The 17,881-nt window shown below is 67.0% G+C and carries 16 protein-coding genes and 3 tRNA genes; all 19 read right to left on the reverse strand.

Features of this window, described 5'->3' with window-relative positions; translation table 11 throughout:
* Window positions 1–20: 20 nt before the first annotated feature.
* Window positions 21–2,363, reverse strand: a complete 2,343-nt coding sequence (gene nuoG, locus KF903_RS01945) for an NADH-quinone oxidoreductase subunit NuoG (RefSeq protein WP_291210308.1) — start codon at window positions 2,361–2,363, stop codon at window positions 21–23.
* Between the two features lie 109 nt (window positions 2,364–2,472).
* Window positions 2,473–3,783: an NADH-quinone oxidoreductase subunit NuoF gene (gene nuoF / locus KF903_RS01950; protein WP_291210312.1), complete on the reverse strand. Its 1,311-nt coding sequence runs from the start codon at window positions 3,781–3,783 to the stop codon at window positions 2,473–2,475.
* A 75-nt stretch (window positions 3,784–3,858) separates the two neighbouring features.
* On the reverse strand, window positions 3,859–4,386 hold the full coding sequence (nuoE, locus tag KF903_RS01955; protein ID WP_291210315.1) for an NADH-quinone oxidoreductase subunit NuoE: 528 nt from the start codon (window positions 4,384–4,386) through the stop codon (window positions 3,859–3,861).
* Window positions 4,383–5,636, reverse strand: coding sequence for an NADH-quinone oxidoreductase subunit D (locus tag KF903_RS01960; RefSeq protein ID WP_291210317.1), 1,254 nt, complete (start codon window positions 5,634–5,636; stop codon window positions 4,383–4,385). Before KF903_RS01960 ends, nuoE begins: the two co-directional genes overlap by 4 nt.
* A 3-nt stretch (window positions 5,637–5,639) precedes the next feature.
* Window positions 5,640–6,380 (reverse strand): NADH-quinone oxidoreductase subunit C, encoded by a 741-nt coding sequence (locus KF903_RS01965; protein ID WP_291210320.1) that lies wholly within the window; start codon window positions 6,378–6,380, stop codon window positions 5,640–5,642.
* A gap of 11 nt (window positions 6,381–6,391) precedes the next feature.
* Window positions 6,392–6,946, reverse strand: coding sequence for an NADH-quinone oxidoreductase subunit B (locus tag KF903_RS01970; RefSeq protein ID WP_291210323.1), 555 nt, complete (start codon window positions 6,944–6,946; stop codon window positions 6,392–6,394).
* Between the two features lie 88 nt (window positions 6,947–7,034).
* Window positions 7,035–7,391, reverse strand: a complete 357-nt coding sequence (locus KF903_RS01975; RefSeq protein WP_291210641.1) for an NADH-quinone oxidoreductase subunit A — start codon at window positions 7,389–7,391, stop codon at window positions 7,035–7,037.
* Between the two features lie 117 nt (window positions 7,392–7,508).
* Window positions 7,509–7,593, reverse strand: a tRNA-Leu gene (locus KF903_RS01980).
* A 23-nt stretch (window positions 7,594–7,616) separates the two neighbouring features.
* The gene (secG, locus tag KF903_RS01985; protein WP_291210326.1) at window positions 7,617–8,060 is read right to left on the reverse strand and encodes a preprotein translocase subunit SecG; all 444 of its coding nucleotides are present in this window, start codon (window positions 8,058–8,060) and stop codon (window positions 7,617–7,619) included.
* Window positions 8,061–8,070: 10 nt separating this feature from the next.
* Entirely contained in the window at window positions 8,071–8,823 is a 753-nt protein-coding gene (gene tpiA / locus KF903_RS01990; protein ID WP_291210329.1) for a triose-phosphate isomerase, read from the reverse strand.
* Window positions 8,824–8,939: 116 nt separating this feature from the next.
* Window positions 8,940–9,014 (reverse strand) — tRNA-Val (locus KF903_RS01995).
* 92 nt (window positions 9,015–9,106) lie between these two features.
* A tRNA-Thr gene (locus KF903_RS02000) sits at window positions 9,107–9,182 on the reverse strand.
* Window positions 9,183–9,261: 79 nt separating this feature from the next.
* Window positions 9,262–9,657, reverse strand: coding sequence for a type IV pilin protein (locus tag KF903_RS02005; RefSeq protein WP_291210331.1), 396 nt, complete (start codon window positions 9,655–9,657; stop codon window positions 9,262–9,264).
* Window positions 9,658–9,721: 64 nt separating this feature from the next.
* Window positions 9,722–13,558: a PilC/PilY family type IV pilus protein gene (locus tag KF903_RS02010; protein ID WP_291210334.1), complete on the reverse strand. Its 3,837-nt coding sequence runs from the start codon at window positions 13,556–13,558 to the stop codon at window positions 9,722–9,724.
* A gap of 28 nt (window positions 13,559–13,586) precedes the next feature.
* On the reverse strand, window positions 13,587–14,231 hold the full coding sequence (locus KF903_RS02015) for a PilX N-terminal domain-containing pilus assembly protein (RefSeq protein ID WP_291210337.1): 645 nt from the start codon (window positions 14,229–14,231) through the stop codon (window positions 13,587–13,589).
* Between the two features lie 9 nt (window positions 14,232–14,240).
* The gene (locus KF903_RS02020) at window positions 14,241–15,584 is read right to left on the reverse strand and encodes a PilW family protein (RefSeq protein WP_291210340.1); all 1,344 of its coding nucleotides are present in this window, start codon (window positions 15,582–15,584) and stop codon (window positions 14,241–14,243) included.
* Entirely contained in the window at window positions 15,581–16,099 is a 519-nt protein-coding gene (gene pilV, locus KF903_RS02025) for a type IV pilus modification protein PilV (RefSeq protein ID WP_291210343.1), read from the reverse strand. Before pilV ends, KF903_RS02020 begins: the two co-directional genes overlap by 4 nt.
* A gap of 11 nt (window positions 16,100–16,110) precedes the next feature.
* Entirely contained in the window at window positions 16,111–16,743 is a 633-nt protein-coding gene (locus KF903_RS02030) for a GspH/FimT family pseudopilin (protein ID WP_291210346.1), read from the reverse strand.
* Window positions 16,744–16,931: 188 nt separating this feature from the next.
* Window positions 16,932–17,879 carry a 4-hydroxy-3-methylbut-2-enyl diphosphate reductase gene (gene ispH / locus KF903_RS02035; protein ID WP_291210349.1) on the reverse strand — a complete coding sequence of 316 codons (948 nt, stop codon included), beginning with the start codon at window positions 17,877–17,879 and terminating at the stop codon, window positions 16,932–16,934.
* Window positions 17,880–17,881: the final 2 nt, after the last annotated feature.

Consider the following 17,881-nt stretch of genomic DNA (forward strand, 5'->3'; position numbering starts at 1 on the left):
TGATGTAGTTCATGTCGTCGTCACGCCTTGGCGATGTCCAGGGAGGCGCCGTGCGGCGGCAACGCGCGCGTCGCGGCATGGCCGGCCTCGATCCAGGCCGCGCCAGGCGGCACTGCCGAGGAGATCGTCACCGGCAGCACCACGCCGGACACCGAGGCGCTGCCGCCATCGGCCAGACCCAGCGCGAGCGCATCCTGCGGATTGAGCGTTACGCCGGCCTGGCGCGACAGCGGGTGCGCCTGCAGTGACGGCGCACGGCGCACGACCTGATCGCTGCGGTAGATCGCCGTGGTGGCGACGCGGGTGAAGGCCGCAGCGGGTGCCGCATCGGCGATGCGACCGGTTGCGGCGCCCATCGGCGCATCGGCCTTGGCCATCTGCGCACGCAGTTCCCCGATGTCGGCGAAGTCGAAATGCGGCAGCGCGAGCGCCGCACCGAGCGCGCGCAGCACGCGCCAGCCGGCGCGGGCCTCGCCCGGCAAGCGGGCACCGGCGGCCAGCGACTGGGTGATGCCATCGACGTTGGTGTAGCTGCCTTCCACCTCGGGCGGCAGGCCAATCGGCAGCACCGCATGCGCGGTGCGCTTGACGCCATTGCAGGCGTAGGCGCCGATGTAGACGCAGAACTGCGCGTTGCTGCGCGCGGCGTCGAAGGCCGCCGGCGCACTGGTGTCCTGCGAGCCGGCCTGGTAGACGACCAGGCTGCGCGGTGGCCGCGCCAGGATCGCCGCTGCATCGGGGCCGCCGCTGCGCGGCTGCGCGCCGGCGCGGGCGAGGCCGATCGCGTTGGCGCCCGACGGAATCTCGTTGCAGGCCGCACCCGTCACCTTGGCAAGGAAGTGCGCGGCGGCGCGCAGCGCCGAGGCGCGCGGATGGTTGAGCGCGGTCTCGCCGAGCAGGATCACCGCGTCGCCGCGCAGCTCGACCAGCGTCTTCACCATCGCCGCGGCGGCCGCACCGGCCTGACGGCCTTCGAGCAGACGCGCCAACGCCGTCGATTGCGGCAGGTGGCCAAGATCGTTGGCCGCCTTGGCAAGGTCCAAGGCCGCGTCGACGAGTGCCGACGGGGCGAGGATCTGCTTGCCGGCCAGTTCGAGCGCGAAGTCGAAGTCGACCGGGTTGAGCGCATGGACTTGCGCGCCGGCCTTGACGGCCTTGCGCAGGCGCTGGTGCAGCAGCGGCATCTCGTGGCGCGGGTTGCAGCCCAGCAGCAGCACGTGACGCGCCTTCTCGATGTGCTCGACCGACATCTGGAACGGCTGCGCGAACGGCGCATCGGCAAAGTCCTGGGTGCGCAGGCGATGGTCGATCGCATCACTCCCCAAGCCGCGCAGGATGCGCCCGAGCAGATGGCCTTCCTCGCTCGAGGCGAGCGGTGCCACCAGCGCAGCGAGATCGCCATTGGCGGCGCGCAGCCCGGCGGCGACGAATGCGATCGCCTCGTCCCAGGGCACCGCGACGAGTTCGCCGTTCTTGCGGATCAGCGGCTGAGCGGCGCGATCAGCGGCCACCAGGCCTTCGTGGCTGTAGCGGTCGCGGTCGGACAACCAGCATTCGTTGATCGCCTCGTTGTCACGCGGCACCGTGCGCAGCACTTCGCCGCGGCGCGTATGCAGCCACAGGTTGGAACCGAGCGCATCGTGATAACCGATGCCCTCGCGCGCGATCAGCTCCCAGGCGCGCGCCTTGAAGCGGAACGGCTTGTTGGTGAGGGCGCCGACCGGACACACGTCGATGACGTTGCCCGACAGCTCGCTCATGAGCGGCTTGCCGACGTAGGTGCCGATCTGCAGGCGTTCACCGCGCTCCATGCCGCCGAGTTCGTTGGTGCCGGCGATTTCGGCCATGACGCGGACGCAGCGCGTGCAATGGATGCAGCGCGTCATCTCGGTGGCGACCAGCGGTCCCAGATCCTCGTCGGCAATCGTGCGCTTGTGCTCGACGAAGCGGCTGACCGAGCGACCGAAGCCCATGGTCAGGTCCTGCAGCTCGCACTCACCGCCCTGGTCGCAGATCGGACAGTCCAGCGGGTGGTTGATGAGCAGGAATTCGAGGGCGTTGCGCTGGCCGGACAGCGCGCGGGCCGACTGCGTCCAAACGCGCATGCCGTCGGCGACCGGTGTGGCGCAGGCCGGTGCGGGCTTGGGCATCATGCGGCCGCCCATCTCGACTTCGACCATGCACTCGCGGCAGTTGGCGGCGATCGGCAGCTTCTTGTGGTAGCAGAACCGCGGAATCGGGATGCCGACCTTGTCGGCAGCCTGGATGATCATCGAGTTCTTCGGCACGACCAGCGACTGGCCGTTGATCTCGATGGTGACGTGGTCCGGCGGCACGCCGGGTACTGCGGGCTGGGCGCTCATGACTGCAAGGCCGGGAAGCGGAAGGCGGAAAGCAGCGGCAGGCCGATCCCGCCACGCAGCCGCACCGACGCAGGCGCAGCGGCGCGGGATGCCTCGTGCGCGCGCAGGTTCATGCGGCCACCCCGACGCGGTCGTCGACGATCGAACGTCCGTGCTTGATGAAATACTCGAACTCGGGCCAGAAGTGGCGCAGCATGCCCTGCACCGGCCACGCCGCCGCCTCGCCGAACGCGCAGATGGTGTGGCCCTCGATCTGGCCGGTCACCTCGCGCAACAGATCCAGGTCGGACAACTGCGCCTGACCATTGACGATGCGCGTGAGCATGCGCTGCATCCAGCCGGTGCCTTCGCGGCATGGCGTGCACTGGCCGCAGCTTTCCTTCATGTAGAAGCGGCTGATGCGCTGGCAGGCGCGCACCATGCAGGTGGTCTCGTCCATGACGATGACCGCACCCGAGCCCAGACCCGAACCGGCCTTCTGGATCGCGTCGTAGTCCATCGTCAGTTCCAGCATCACTTCGGCCGGCAACACCGGCATCGAGGAGCCACCCGGGATCACGGCTTTGAGCTGGTGGCCGTTGCGCACGCCGCCGGCCATGTCCAGCAGTTCGCGGAACGGGGTGCCGAGCTTGATCTCGTAATTGCCGGGCCGGTTGACGTGGCCCGATACCGAGAACACCTTGGGGCCGCCGTTGTTGGGCTTGCCCTGGGCGAGGAACCACTCGGCGCCCTTGTTGAGAATGGTCGGCACCGAGGCATAGGTTTCGGTGTTGTTGATCGTGGTTGGCTTGCCGTACAGGCCGAAATTGGCCGGAAACGGCGGCTTGAAGCGCGGCATGCCCTTCTTGCCTTCGAGCGATTCCATCAGCGCGGTTTCCTCGCCGCAGATGTAGGCGCCGGCGCCAAGCGCGCCGTGGATGTCGACGTCGATGCCCGAGCCCTGGATGTTCCTGCCGAGCAGGCCGGCCGCGTAGGCATCCTTGAGCGCCTGCTCGAAATGCTCGAACGGCTCGTGGTGGAACTCGCCGCGCATGTAGTTGTAGGCGACACTGGTGCCGGTCGCATAGCAGGCGATGGCAAGCCCTTCGACCACCGCATGCGGATTGAAGCGCAGGATGTCGCGGTCCTTGCAGGTACCCGGCTCGGACTCGTCGGAATTGCACAGCATGTACTTCTGCATGCTGCCCTTGGGCATGAACGACCACTTCAGCCCGGTGGGAAAGCCCGCGCCGCCGCGACCGCGCAAACCGCTCTTCTTGAGCTCGTCGATGATCGACGCCGGATCGGGTTTCTCGGCGAGGATCTTCTTCCACGCCTTGTAGCCGTCGACCTTCAGGTAATTGTCCAGCGTCCACGGCTGCTCGAAGTGCAGCGTCGTGTAGACGACCTGGTGTTCCTGGGGTGGATTGCCGTATGCCATGTCGGAGTCGTGGAGGTGGTGAGAATGTCTGGGGAGCGGACGGAAGCCGCGCTGCGCAGCGGCAGCGGCGGCCGCCTATTTCAGTTCATCGAGGATGCGGTCGACCTTGGCCAGCGTGAGCTGCTCGTGGTAGTGGCCATCGACCACCATCATCGGCGCGCCGCAACAAGCGGCCAGGCATTCCTCCTCGCGCTTGAGGTAGATGCGACCGTCGGCGCTGCTCTCGCCGAGCTTGATGCCGTACTTCTCCTCGCAATGGCGCACGATCTCCTCGGCACCGTTGAGCCAGCACGAGATGTTGGTGCAGATCGCCACGTTGTGACGACCGACCGGCTGCGTCTCGAACATCGAGTAGAACGTCGCCACCTCGTAGCCCCACACCGGCGGCAGGCCAAGGTAGCGCGTCACCGCGGTGATCAGCGCGTCGGTCAGGTGGCCGCCATTTTGTTCCTGCGCCGCCCACAGGCCCTGGATCAACGCCGAACGCTTGCGATCGGCTGGGAACTTGCCGAGCCAATGGTCGATGTGCGCGCGCGTGTCGGCGCTGAGCACGACCAGCGGATCGACGTCCTTGACCTCGGCGTAGGTGCCCGTCGGTTTCATCGATCGACCTCTCCAAAGACCACGTCATAGGTACCGATCATCGCCACCACGTCCGGCAGCATGTGCCCGCGCACGATCGTGTCCATCGACGACAGGTGGGCAAAGCTCGGCGCGCGGCAATGCATGCGGAACGGCTTGTTGGCGCCGTCAGACACGAGGTACACCGCGAACTCGCCCTTGGGCGCCTCGACCGCGGCATAGGTCTCGCCGAGCGGAACCGTGTAGCCCTCGGTGAACAGCTTGAAGTGGTGGATCAGCGCTTCCATGTCGCGCTTCATCTCCACGCGCGAGGGCGGCGCCACCTTGAAGTTGCGCGCGATCACCGGGCCGGGATTGGCGCGCAGCCAGCGCACGCACTGCTTGATGATGTGGTTGGACTGGCGCATTTCCTCGACGCGCACGAGGTAGCGGTCGTAACAGTCGCCACGGCTGCCGACCGGGATGTCGAAATCGACCTCGCCGTAACAGGCGTAAGGCTGCTTCTTGCGCAGGTCCCATTCGATGCCCGAGGCACGCAGCATCGGTCCCGACATACCCCATTCGAGCGCCTGCTCGGGTGAAACGATGCCGATGTCGACCGTGCGCTGCTTCCAGATGCGGTTGTCGGTGAGCAGCGTCTCGTACTCGTCGATGCGGCGCGGGAAGTCGTCGGCGAAGGCGTCGAGGAAGTCGAGCATCGAACCGTTGCGCCATTCGTTGAGGCGCTCGAGGTCCTTGCCCCGGTGCCACTTCGACTCGGCGTAGCGCGGCATCACGTCGGGCAGGTCGCGGTAGACGCCACCCGGACGGTAATAGGTCGCATGCATGCGCGCGCCCGACACCGCTTCGTAGCAGTCCATCAGCTCTTCGCGGTCGCGGAATGCGTACAGGAACACCGCCATCGCGCCCAGATCCAGACCGTTGGAGCCGAGCCACATGAGATGGTTGAGGATGCGCGTAATCTCGTCGAACAGCGTGCGGATCCACTGCGCGCGCGCAGGCACCTCGACACCGAGCAGGTTCTCGATCGCGCGCACGTAGGCATGCTCGTTGCACATCATCGACACGTAGTCGAGCCGGTCCATGTAGCCGATGGAGTGGTTGAACGGCTTGGATTCGGCCAGCTTCTCGGTCGCGCGGTGCAGCAGGCCGATGTGCGGATCCACCCGCATCACGGTCTCGCCGTCCAGCTCGAGCACCAGGCGCAACACGCCGTGCGCGGCCGGATGCTGCGGGCCGAAGTTCATCGTGTAGTTCTTGATTTCCTGCATGGCTTACTTTGCGCCTCGCGCCTTGGCTTCGGCCTGCGCCTGCTCGTAGCGCGAATCGTCGCGCAGCGTGCGCGGAACCGTCACGCGCGGCTCGACCGAACGCACCGGCTCATACACCACGCGCTTCTTGTCGGCGTCGTAGCGCACCTCGACGTTGCCGATCAGCGGGAAGTCCTTGCGGAACGGATGCCCGACGAAACCGTAGTCGGTAAGGATGCGGCGCAGATCGGGATGGCCCTCGAACACGATGCCGAACAGGTCGAACGCCTCGCGCTCGAACCAGTTGACGCCGGGCCACACGGCCACCAGCGAAGCCACACTCGGCAGCTCGTCGTCGGCGCAGTACGCGCGCACGCGAACACGCTGGTTGTGGCTGATCGACAGCAGGTGCGCCACCACGCCGAAGCGACGCGGAACATGTTGCGGGTGCGGCCGAGTCGACCAACCGAAACGACCGGGACCAGCGCCTTCCACGCCGCGGGAAAAACCCTGCCAACTGGCCGCGTCACCTTCCCATTCGCCCTCGCCCCACGACAGGTAATCGATTCCGCACAGGTCGACGAGCTGTTCGAAGCGCAGTTGCGGATCATCGCGCAGCGTCAGCGCCACGTTGAGCCAGTTCTCGGGCAACACCTCGAGTGTGGTCTGGCCATGCGACTCGGCGATGCGCGCGCAGCGCGCACCCAAGCGCGCTTCGAGCAGTTGCGCGAGGGCGGAAGGTTGCGCGGGATTGCTGGCAGTCATCGGCGGCTCCATCAACGCGCAATGGTGTTGGTGCGGCGAATCTTGCGCTGCAACTGCAAGATGCCGTGGATGAGCGCCTCCGCCGTGGGCGGGCAGCCGGGCACGTACACGTCGACCGGCACGATGCGATCACAACCGCGCACGACCGCATAGGAATAGTGGTAATAGCCACCACCGTTGGCGCACGAGCCCATCGAGATCACCCACTTGGGGTCGGGCATCTGGTCGTAGACCTTGCGCAGCGCCGGCGCCATCTTGTTGACCAGCGTGCCAGCCACGATCATCACGTCGGACTGGCGCGGGCTGGGGCGGAAGATCACGCCATAGCGATCCAGGTCCAGGCGCGCGGCGCCGGCATGCATCATCTCGACCGCGCAGCAGGCCAGGCCGAACGTGACGGGCCACATCGAGCCGGTGCGCGCCCAGTTGATGAGCGAGTCGAGCGTCGCGGTGGCGAAGCCGCGCTGGATCAGCGGATTGTCGGCGTCCTGACGCAGGATGTCGTCGACGACATCGAGCGGCGCCGGGTTGTGCATCGACGCGCTGACACGGGACACGATGCTCATGCGATAACCCTGCCTGGATGACCAAGCGCGATCGGCAACCGATCACGCAGGCGCGCGGACAACGCCAGCGGCACGCCGGCGCAACGGATCACTCCCATTCCAGAGCCCCTTTCTTCCACACGTAGATGTAGCCGAGGACGAGCAGGCCGAGGAACATGCCCATCTCGACGAAGCCGACCAGGCCCAGACTGCTGAACACGGTCGCCCACGGAAACACGAAGGCGATTTCCAGGTCGAAGATGATGAACAGGATCGCGATGAGGTAGTAGCGCACGTCGAAACGCATGCGCGCGTCCTCGAAGGCCTCGAAGCCGCACTCGTAGGTCGAGGTCTTCTCGCGGTCGGGGCGTCGCGGGCCGAGCACGTTGCCGATGACGATGAGCGCGATGCCGATGATCGCCGCCACCACGAGGAACAACAGCACCGGGAAATACTCGGCCAACACAGACACCTCCGCGCCGCAGGCGCATCAGCGGTCGCGCCGGCGCAGCCGGCACGACGACGGTGAGAAACGATCCGGAACGACGGTCGCGGATAGCCGCGACCGTCGTCCGCATCAAAGTGGTGCCCAAGAGAGGACTCGAACCTCCACGGGTCTCCCCGCTACCACCTCAAGGTAGTGCGTCTACCAATTCCGCCACCTGGGCACTGCCAACTCGTTCCGTCCTTCCTACTTGCCTGGCGCTGGTGCCGGCGGTTGCGCCGCCGGCTTGTCGCCCTGCACCGCCGGCGTCGCCGTGGCGGCCGGCACATCCGTTGCGGGCGCCGCGTTTGCCGCGGGCACGTCGCTCGTTGCCGCCGGCGCGGGGGCTTCCGGCTTGGCTGGCGTGGTCGCCCCGGCCATCACACCCAGATCGGTGCTGGTCGGTCGATCGCCTGCCGTGCGGCTCACGTACATGCCCATGCCGAGGCTGAGCAGGAAGAACAAACCGGCGAGGACCGCCGTGCTGCGCGACAGGAAGTTGGCCGAGCCGCGCGCACCGAAAACGGTCGCCGACGCGCCGCCGCCGAAGCCCGATCCCGCGTTGGCGCCAGCGCCACGCTGCAGGAGGATCAGGACAGTCATGGCGACCGCCGTCAGCACATAGAGAACATTGGCAACGATAAGAAGCATCTTGCACTCTTCACGAAACAGCGGCTGCGGCGCAGATGGCGCGGAAATCCGCTGCCGACAACGACGCCCCACCGATCAATCCACCGTCCACGTCACGCTGGCCGAACAGCTCGGCCGCGTTGGCGGGTTTGACGCTGCCGCCATACAGGAGCCGCAGCGAGTCGGCGATTGTAGCATCGTGCCGCGCGAATGTGTCACGCATGAAGGCGTGTACCTCCTGCGCCTGTGCCGGCGAGGCGGTGCGTCCGGTACCGATCGCCCACACCGGCTCGTAGGCCACCACCGCCCGCGCGAACGCGGCGATGCCGGCTGCGCCGACCACGGCCTCGAGCTGGCGCGCGATCACGGTGCGGGTGATGTCGGCTTCGCGTTCCGCGAGCGTCTCGCCCACGCACAGGATCGGCACCAAACCGGCCTGCTCCGCAGCAATGAACTTGGCCGCGACCAAGGCATCGTTCTCGCCATGGTATTGGCGCCGCTCGGAATGACCGACCAGGACATGGCTGCAACCGATGTCCTTGAGCATCGCGGCCGCGACCTCGCCGGTGTAGGCGCCCGTCGCATGGGCCGACACGTCCTGTGCGCCGAAGGCGAGTCCGCTGCCGGCGTGGCGGGCGACGAGCGCCTCGATGTACGGAAACGGCGGCAGGATCGCGATCTCGACCGGGCCACCGGCATCGGCGACCAGCGCGCCAACGAGCTCGGCGGCCATCGCCCGCGAACCGTGCATCTTCCAGTTTCCGGCAACCAGTGGTCGGCGCATGGATGTCGGCCCGCGATTGAAAGGGCGGCAAGGATAGCCGCGCACGCCGCGCGCACTCAAGCCGGCGGCAGCGGCAATCGGCCGCAGCGCGACCCGCGCGATGAAACCGGAGGGAATGGTGGGCGGTGCAGGGTTCGAACCTGCGACCCTTGCCGTGTGAAGGCAATGCTCTACCGCTGAGCTAACCGCCCGAAACCTTGTTGTGCGCCCGTCGGCGCCGCAGCGCGTACACCGCGCCAAACGCCGCGGCGGCAACACGTTTGCGTTGCCGCCGCGGTGAACCTGGTGCCGGAGAAGGGAATCGAACCCCCGACCCACGCATTACGAATGCGTTGCTCTACCAGCTGAGCTACTCCGGCGAGGGTCGCGGAGTATAGACACTCGCCCGGCAGGCGACAACCGGGCGGGAGGCCCGCGGCCAGCACAGGCCGCTGGCGCTCACCAACACTTACCGTTGTTTTCGTTACCGGACTTGTCCTTGAAGCCGGTGTTGGTCAGCGTGAGGTTGGCGCACTGGTCGGGCGCCTGCGGTCCCTGCGGCGAGGCAGTCAGCGTGTAGGTCTGGTCGTCGTTGGCGAGGGCGACCGACACCGTGTAATAGCCGCTCTCCGACGTGGTGCCCAGCCCCAGCGTCGCCATCGACGCGTAGCGGTTCAGATTGGTGAAGTAGCGTTCCTGCGCCGCCGCCACGCGCATGAGGAATTCCTTGCCATCGGCACGACGCGAGCGCATCACGTAGTTGGAATAGCTCGGGTAGGCGATGGCGGCAAGGATGGCCACGATCGCCACCACGATCAACAGCTCGATCAGCGTGAAAGCCCGGATTTGTTTCATTGTCGATCTCCAGTCGGGCGTGCCATCGCGATCGCCGCGAGTGCACGCCCGCAAACACCATCGCTCAGTTGAGCAGTTCGCGCCAGCCGCTGCGGTGCCACACCGGGATCGCCGCCGCCAGGATCGCGTCCAGGGCGTCCTTGACCGCGATCGGCACGCCGGCCGGCAAGCCCACCACCACGCCGCCACCGCCGCCGCGCTTGATCACCGGATCGCTCGGGGGCGTCGGCGCCGTCACGACCGCACCGATCAGGCCGCGACCGGAGCCGATGCCGCCCGCCGTGTTGATCGCGGCGCCCGTGGCTGCATCGAGCGCCATGATCGAGTAACGCGCGCCCGGATCGCAAGGGTCATCGCTCTTCGGAATGAGCCCGTACAGCATCGCCACGTTGGCCGTAACGATCGGGATCGCGCGGCGCTGCGCACGCTCGCCCTTCTCGGTGGCGATATTGAGCGGCATGCGCCAGCCGTGGGCCTTGACCGACACGATGACCGCCGTGCTGCCCGACATCGAGCCCAGCCGCATCTCAGGGGTGGAGGTCGGCACCGATCCGGTCGGGTTGGTGAAACCGGTCACGCTGCGCACGTCGTTGGCGGCCTGGGCCAGGTTCTGCGTGACGAGCTGGTTCACCTTGATCGGATAGTTGGTCGAAGCCGTGCCGTAATCGCGGATGCCGTAGAAGGCCTGCTGCGGAATCAGGCTCGTGCGGTCGTCCTCGCCGAGGTACTTGCCGGTACCGATCACGAGGATCGGTCTGCGCGTCACCGGATCACCGAGCGCGGTCGGGTTGAACACGATCGGCTGATCACCTGCCGTGGCCGCGCCACCGTTACCGTAACTGGTGAACATGAGGTCGACCTTCCAGTTGTTCGGGTTGCTGTCGGAGAGATCGAAACGCCACAGATTGCCGGCCAGATCGCCCGCATAGGCGAGATCGTCGACTTCGTCGCTCCCCAAGTCGTAGACCATCGGCGTCGACAGGCCAAAGGTCTTGAACCCGGTCGGCATCGTCTGCGGAGCAAGACTCGTACGCAGTTCCCTGATGAGCTGACCCGTCTCCAAGTCGATGACCAGCAGCGAGGTGCGGCTCGCCGCCGCCTCGAAGCGATCGCCCGATCGCGCGGCGGCATCGACATTGGACGGAAAATAGCCACTCGAGACGAGCGCAACCCACTTGTCGTTGGACTTGAGGCGCGCGATGTTGGCCGAATCGTAGGTGTAGCCGAGTGAGGCGCAGGTGCGCGAACCCGCAGCGCAGGGCGGATCGCCGGCCGTGCTGGCGACATCGCCGCTGCTGAACTCCCACATGACCACGCCGTTCGAGCCGCTGGCCGCCGTCTCATCGGCCTGCGCCGGGTTGGTCACATCGAGCGCATAGACGCCGCGGCCACCCAGGCGCGTGGACCCGACCAGGATCGTGCGCCAGGCGCCATTGAGAAACACGTCACGCTCACGCGGCTTGGCATCCACGCCGGGGACGAGATCGGCGTCGCGTTTGGTCGACGCCGCCGCGCGCCCGTTGCGAATGACCGTATCGGGAACGAACGCCCACTTCTCGTCGCCACTGGTCGCATCGAACGCGTGCAGCATGCCGTCATTGGCGCCGACGTAGATCATCGGGGTCCGCGCACGCTGCTGGTTCTGGTAGTAGGCATAGGTCTTGGTGCTGTCGGTGGCCGCGGCTGAGGCCTCGGGCGAACCGGGCGGGAACATGTCGTGATAGCCGCTGCGTGGCGAAGACACATAGGCCGGCTCGCCGTTGATGACGGCACCGAGCACCGATTGGCGCACGCGCAGCAGCGGTGTTGCCGGTGCCGTCTCGTTGTCGCGCTTGCCGCGCAGATAGTCGACGCGGTCCGCTCCGTAGCCATCGCAGTTGGGCCCCGAGCCCGCACAAGGTGCAGCGCCTGGCGTCTGGTTGAGCGCGTTCTGCTGCGCCGTGGTCAGGCTGCCCCAGCGGAACGGCAGGCCGCTCGCGGCGCCGTTCGAGGTCACGATGATGCGGCTGTTGGGATCGCGCACGGGATTGGTGCCGGCCGGGTCGGCGCAACTGCCTCCCGTGAGGCGGCAGCCCGCATCCCACAGCACGCTGGCGGGCTGACCCGACGCATCCAAGGTCCAGCGTCGCACGTTGCCGGGCCAGCCGCTGGTGTCGTAGCCGCCTTGATAGGCGCTGTTGCCACCGGTCAGGATCGGCAGCGACACCGCCGCCGGCGTCGAGGAACTGCTCTGTGCCACCACGCTGGCGATGATCCGGCGCAGCGCGTCGATCAGCTCGTCGGGATTGGAGGCGGCGAAGAAGTCGCCACGGCTGTTGATCGCCGCATGCCACATGTCGTCGATCTTCTCCGATGTATCCGAATACGGTGCACTGCCTCCCTGCAGCACCGGCCAGGCCAGCGTGCCGAGGCGCAGCTTGAGGTAGTTGGTGTCGGTCTTGGGGATCGTGCCGTCGACGCCCAGGCCGATCATGAACTGCACCAGATGCGGCCAGGTCGCCGGATCATTGGCGGGGTTCCAGTAGAGCTCCCGGTTATCGAGCCAGTTGTTGCCGGGCAGCAGCGGCGTGCTGCCAGTCACCCCGGTCGTGCGATCCACCAGATAGGGGCGCACCTTGAGTTTGGTCTGCGGGTTGCTCTGGAAGTCGGGACGCAGGTCGGTCGCCCAATAGTTGAAGGCGATGTCGGCCATCGTGTTCTGCGCGCTGCTGCCCTCGTTCCAGAAGATCTTGGACTGCAGTTCACTGACCGAGTAGCTGCGGCCGTCGGGCAAGGTCGCGATGGCGTTGGTGTCGCGCCGCGCCGGCGTGACCACCGAGTTGTTCCACAGGCCGTCGGTCATCTGGATGTGGAAGTTCTTGCGACAACTGAGCTCGCGTCCCGTCGCGCGCTCCCAGTACGGATTGGTGTCGGCCGCGCCGGTGTTGCGCTGGAAGAGCTTGCCGACGCGATCGGCCGCGGCCTGGTTCGGGGTGTTGCCACCGACCGGAGTCGAGAACAGCCAGTTGTAGAAGTCGGTTCGCGTCGTGGTCGAGCCGGTATCCTCGAACGGAAAGATCTTGGTCGCATTGGTGATCTGGCGGGTGTTGATGTTCTGCCAGGCCACGCGGATACCATTGTCGAAGGTCGCATACGCGCGCGATACCGAGGTGACCGCCGCGGTGTAGCGTGTGTGGTAGTACGAATACCAGTTGGCGAAGTTCTGCTGCTCGGTCGCAGTCGCACCGGTCAGATCCACCCATTCCCAGTTGCTCGCGGTATAGAGCACGCCGGTATTGCTGATGCGGCCGTTGGCGTCGAGTGTCAATGCCGGCGCGGTGGATTTGTAGCGGTAATAGCCGGCAGCACGGTTACAGAATCGAGTGTCGGTGCCCAGATTGCGTGTCGACGAACTGGTCGGTGACTGGGGGCGATTCTGCAGGATGCCGTTGTCCCAGGCGGCGGTGAAGCGCGCATTCGGGAACGCGGTCACGCCATCGGCCATGAGCGGCGGCTGGTAGTTCGAGTTGGGATTGTAGTAGACGCCATTCATCGCCCACGAACGCGGGTCGGCCGGATCGGTGATGCGCGGATCGATGACGCCTGCACACAGATAGGGACCACCACCGCTCGGCCACGTCGCGCTGCCCGTGGTGTTCTGCTGGTCGGTCCCACCCCAGCCGGCGCCCGTGTACGGGCGCTGGTCGCCCATGTAGTTGCGACCCATCGAACCCGAATCGTCGAAGGTCAGCACCACGTTGGGAGCGACCTTCGAGGTCAGCTCGGGCGGAGTGGTCAACAGGTTCACCGTGCCGGCCGCCGGTGATTGCGCCAGCGCCTGCTGTGGTGCACCCGCACCCGCCAGCGCGCACACGGCCGCTACCGCGATGGACAAGGTCGTTGAAGACGTTAGGCGAGTCATGGGATCGCTCCTGAATGGGTCTGCACGATCACGGCGTGCTGGTGCCGAATCCGGCATCGGTCATGTTCGACGCCGAGTACACACTCTCGACCACGCGCTGGACGGCCGCACTGCCGCCCTGGCTGCGCGCGGTGATGCGGTAGAAGTGGTAGGCGTTCAGCGTCTCGGGATCAATGGCCCCGGACTGCTGGCCGGCACTCGGCGGCACGTTCGGCCCGATGTCCTCGAGCAGGACGTTCGGCTGCCTGGCCAGCGACGCGGTTTCGTCATCACCGCTGAGCCCGGTCAACGCGTGCGCGTAACCCGGCATGCCGGGCAGTGCGGCCACCCAGCCGAACGAACTGCGGAACGCCTGCACGCCGCTTTGCAAGGTGCCGTTGATGTCTGGTCGATACACGCAGCTCGAACCGCTCCCCTGACAGGGCGGCAGCGGATTGCCCGTGGAATCGTTGAAGCGCACGTGCCACAGCCATGCCTCGGTGCCGCGCACGGCGCTCTCGGCCCCCATCATCGCGAGTTGCTGGTTGCGCATGCCGCCGGTCATCTTCTCCTGCAGGATCGACGTGCCCATCGCGGTCAGCGTGAGCAGCGTGATCAGCAACAGGAAGATCAGGGCCACGAACAGCACGGCGCCGCGCTGGCGGCCTGGTGATCGCTGAAACTCGATATTCATGGGTCGGGCCTAGAGATGACGGTCACGGACGGAGACATAAGCGATGAACTCACGGCGCAACTGGCTGCCGGCCCTGATGCCGGACGGCAAGGAGGCCGTGTCGGCCAGCGTGTAACTGCTGCCGGCAAAGCGGAACGTGCGGCTCGCGTTGTCGAGACCGAAGACCTCATCGACCGTGTTAAGCAGCAGGTGCGGTTCCACGGTCTTCACCGAGCGCCACATGCAACCCGGCTCCAACGGCATGCCGGGCGGCGGTGCCGTGCAGCTCCCCGCCGTTTGCACCTGCGCCGCCGTCATGAACTGCAGGTTGCCGCCGGCATCCTGGACGCCGTAGCGGAACGCGAGCTGGTCGACGCCACGCACGAGTTCCTGCTCCACGCCGTTCTCGCGCCGCACGAGCACCGGCACGAGGCGCCGCGCCGCGCCACTGTTGGGCCGCGCGTCGGGATTGTCGTCATCGCGGAACACGAGGTAGTAGCTGACCGTGACGAAGTCGTCGCTGAAGTTGAACAGACGCACGTCGCGCGTGCGGTTGCCCATGCACAGTGCGCCCTGCGCGCCCGGCAAGATGCCGCCGCTGGTCGACGGCGCGGTGCCGATCGTGAGCATATTGCCGGCCACGCCACCGATCGGGATCACCGCGGGATTGACGCAGTCGGAAATGAGCGCCAAACCGGGCTGCATGTTGCCGATCGGGTCATCACCCACCTGCGGACTGACCGTGATCGTGGTGCCATTGACCAGCGGATCGCCGGCCGCCACTGCGCAGGCATTCATGGCTACCGGCCAGCCACTGCCACGCTGGTAGCGGATCGTGAGCACGTCGGAGGCGGGCACGCGTCGCCCGGCGGCCAGGCCCATCGTCGGAATCTGGCCGGCGCCGCTCGGCAAGGCCGGCGTGCAGCTGCTGGCCGTGCAGGAATAGCCCTGCACGAACCAGCGCGGGCTCAAGGCATAGGGCGACGCGGCCGGTGCAGCACTCGGATTGCCGGCGGAATCGATGCTGTTGATCGTGCTGTCGGGCAGCCGGAGGTCGGGTGCGTAGACCATCGGCGCTCGTGCCGGTACCACCGGCGCCACCGTGCCGGGCGGGCTGCCGCCTGCCGTGTTGCTGCAGTACTGCGCGCTCAGCATGCGCAGGTCGCGGTCGATCTGGGTGACGGCAAAGCGGCCGTTTTCCTGCAGGCGCGCCAGCGCATCCTGCAGCTTGTTGGTGCGGCTGGTATTGCTGAACAGGCTCATGATGCCGACGCTGAGCAACAGACCCAGCGTCAAGGCGATCATGATCTCGATCAGCGAGAAGCCCCGCGGGCTGCGACTGGCGCGTGACATGTCGTGGCGATTCCCGGTCATGGCTGGAACACCCAGGCGAAGGTCTGCGTGGCGGGTGGCGCGGCCGTGGCCGTGCGCTGCAGGTCGGCTTCGGTCCACTGGATCACCATCGAGCAAATGCCATCGAAAGGCTCCGTTCCTGAACCGCGTGGCAGCGCCCCCTCGCCATAGGTACCGTTGCAGGTGATCGTGGCCGTGCCGCCCGGCAACTGGTCGACGAGCTGCTGGCTCCACAGCTGCGTGTCGCGCGTGACGAGCGCGGCAGGCGTGCATACGCCGCCACTGCAGGTGCCGGCACCTGTCGTACTCGAGTCGTAGGTGCCGTTGTAATCATTGGCCCAGCCCACGTTGCTGCGCATGCGGTCGGCCATCGACTGCGCGAGGAACGATGCCTGCGTGCGCAGGTAGGCACTGTGGTTGGTGCGCACCGACAGCACCATGAGCCCGGCCACGCCGAGCAGACCAAGCGTGAAGATCAGTACCGCGATAAGCACTTCGAGCAACGTGAACCCGCGTGCTGGCATGAGTCTGCGCATCGTGTGGATCCTCAACTGCAATTTCCGGCCGGCGAGCTGGTGGTGTCACGGCGGCTCTCGACCGTGCCACCCGGACCGACATGCACCCACCGCGACTGCGTCGGGTTGGCGTTGTTGCTGGGGCGGCACACGCTGAAATCGAAATCACCGCCGCCCTGCACGCTGCCCATCGCCGTGAATACGACTTCCGTGCCACTGCCGAGCACGCGGTAACCATCGCGCATGGCGTCCTGGTGACGCACGCACAATGGCACGGTGTTGCTTGGCGTAACCGCATTGTCGAGGTAGGCAGCGCACGCCGCGGCGGTCGTGCCGGGCGAGGTCGGTGTGTATTCGATCCCGGTGGCCGTTTCCTTCGCCACCACCACCTGCCAGCCATTGTTCCAGTCGCCACCGTTGGCGATCACCGCCGCCGGACGCCCCCGCTTGACCGCCTCGGCGCGCGCCGAGTTGATCGCGCCGATGAGGCTGTTGGTGTTGTCGGTCACGGCCATGCGGGCGGAAAACTCGCGGAAGCTCGGGAACGCCATCGCCGCGAGGATCGCGATGAGCGCCAGCGTGATGAGGAGCTCGACGAGCGTGAAGCCACGCCCCGTTTGCCACGGCGGGCGTCGCTTCAACGCGCTGGATGAGTGGTATTGCATCAGAACCTCCGCCGAATTTCCCCACCGCCCGGATCGTCGCATGCCGATGGCACCATGCGATAGCTGCATCCTAGCCACAACCTGCGGCCGCGGCGGCCCAGGCCCGATCGTCGGCGACAGTCCGCCGACGAACGGCCCGATCGCCCCGCCGCGGGGCCCCGGGGACCCGGGCCAGGCGCGCCGCGAGCTCACCGCGCGGTGCGCAACCGCAACTCCTTCGGCAGCGCGAACACCATGTCCTCGGGCTTGCCGCCGAGCTCGCGGACCTGGCTGGCGCCGGCCGCGCGCAGGCTCTCGACGACCTCGCGCACGAGCTTCTCGGGCGCCGAGGCGCCGGCCGTGACGCCGATGCGCTGGCGGCCGATGAGCCACTCGGGCGCGATGTCGGCGGCACCGTCGATGAGGAAGGCCGGCACGCCTTGCTTCTCGGCCAGCTCGCGCAGGCGGTTCGAGTTGGAACTGTTGGGCGAGCCGACCACGAGCACGAGGTCGCACTGCTGGCCGAGCCGGCGCACCGCGTCCTGGCGGTTCTGCGTGGCGTAGCAGATGTCGTCGTGACGCGGCCCCTGGATCGCCGGGAAGCGTTCGCGCAGCGCCCGGATGATCGCGATCGTGTCGTCGACCGACAGCGTGGTCTGGGTGACGTAGGCCAGTTGGCCGGCGTCGCGCGGCGTCATGCACGCCACGCCCTCGAGGTTCTCGACCAGGTGGATCAGGCCCGGATAGGCGCCGTTCCATTGCCCCATCGTGCCCTGCACTTCGGGATGGCCGGCGTGGCCGATCAGCACCACGTCGCGCCCGGCCTTGCCATGGCGACCGACCTCCAGGTGCACCTTGGTGACCAGCGGGCAGGTCGCGTCGAACACGCGCAGGTTGCGCAGCGCGGCCTCGTCACGCACCGCGCGCGACACGCCGTGGGCGCTGAAGATCACGGTGGCGCCGTTGGGCACCTCGTGCAGGTCCTCGACGAAGATCGCACCCTTGCTGCGCAGGTTGTCGACCACGTAACGGTTGTGCACGACCTCGTGCCGCACGTAGATCGGCGCGCCAAAGGCTTCCAGGGCACGCTCGACGATCTCGATGGCGCGGTCGACGCCCGCGCAGAAGCCGCGCGGGTTGGCAAGGATGACTTCCATGG

This window comes from Dokdonella sp. (assembly GCF_019634845.1).
Classification (GTDB): domain Bacteria; phylum Pseudomonadota; class Gammaproteobacteria; order Xanthomonadales; family Rhodanobacteraceae; genus Dokdonella_A.

Excerpts from the sequence above, each read along its gene's own strand:
- KF903_RS02010 (WP_291210334.1), bottom strand. The coding sequence starts at position 13,558 with ATGACTCGCCTAACGTCTTCAACGACCTTGTCCATCGCGGTAGCGGCC.
- ispH (WP_291210349.1), bottom strand. The coding sequence starts at position 17,879 with ATGGAAGTCATCCTTGCCAACCCGCGCGGCTTCTGCGCGGGCGTCGAC.
- KF903_RS01965 (WP_291210320.1), bottom strand. The coding sequence starts at position 6,380 with ATGACTGCCAGCAATCCCGCGCAACCTTCCGCCCTCGCGCAACTGCTC.
- secG (WP_291210326.1), bottom strand. The coding sequence starts at position 8,060 with ATGCTTCTTATCGTTGCCAATGTTCTCTATGTGCTGACGGCGGTCGCC.
- KF903_RS02030 (WP_291210346.1), bottom strand. The coding sequence starts at position 16,743 with ATGCAATACCACTCATCCAGCGCGTTGAAGCGACGCCCGCCGTGGCAA.
- KF903_RS01970 (WP_291210323.1), bottom strand. The coding sequence starts at position 6,946 with ATGAGCATCGTGTCCCGTGTCAGCGCGTCGATGCACAACCCGGCGCCG.
- KF903_RS02015 (WP_291210337.1), bottom strand. The coding sequence starts at position 14,231 with ATGAATATCGAGTTTCAGCGATCACCAGGCCGCCAGCGCGGCGCCGTG.
- nuoF (WP_291210312.1), bottom strand. The coding sequence starts at position 3,783 with ATGGCATACGGCAATCCACCCCAGGAACACCAGGTCGTCTACACGACG.
- nuoE (WP_291210315.1), bottom strand. The coding sequence starts at position 4,386 with ATGAAACCGACGGGCACCTACGCCGAGGTCAAGGACGTCGATCCGCTG.
- pilV (WP_291210343.1), bottom strand. The coding sequence starts at position 16,099 with ATGCGCAGACTCATGCCAGCACGCGGGTTCACGTTGCTCGAAGTGCTT.
- nuoG (WP_291210308.1), bottom strand. The coding sequence starts at position 2,363 with ATGAGCGCCCAGCCCGCAGTACCCGGCGTGCCGCCGGACCACGTCACC.
- KF903_RS01960 (WP_291210317.1), bottom strand. The coding sequence starts at position 5,636 with ATGCAGGAAATCAAGAACTACACGATGAACTTCGGCCCGCAGCATCCG.
- KF903_RS02020 (WP_291210340.1), bottom strand. The coding sequence starts at position 15,584 with ATGACCGGGAATCGCCACGACATGTCACGCGCCAGTCGCAGCCCGCGG.
- tpiA (WP_291210329.1), bottom strand. The coding sequence starts at position 8,823 with ATGCGCCGACCACTGGTTGCCGGAAACTGGAAGATGCACGGTTCGCGG.
- KF903_RS02005 (WP_291210331.1), bottom strand. The coding sequence starts at position 9,657 with ATGAAACAAATCCGGGCTTTCACGCTGATCGAGCTGTTGATCGTGGTG.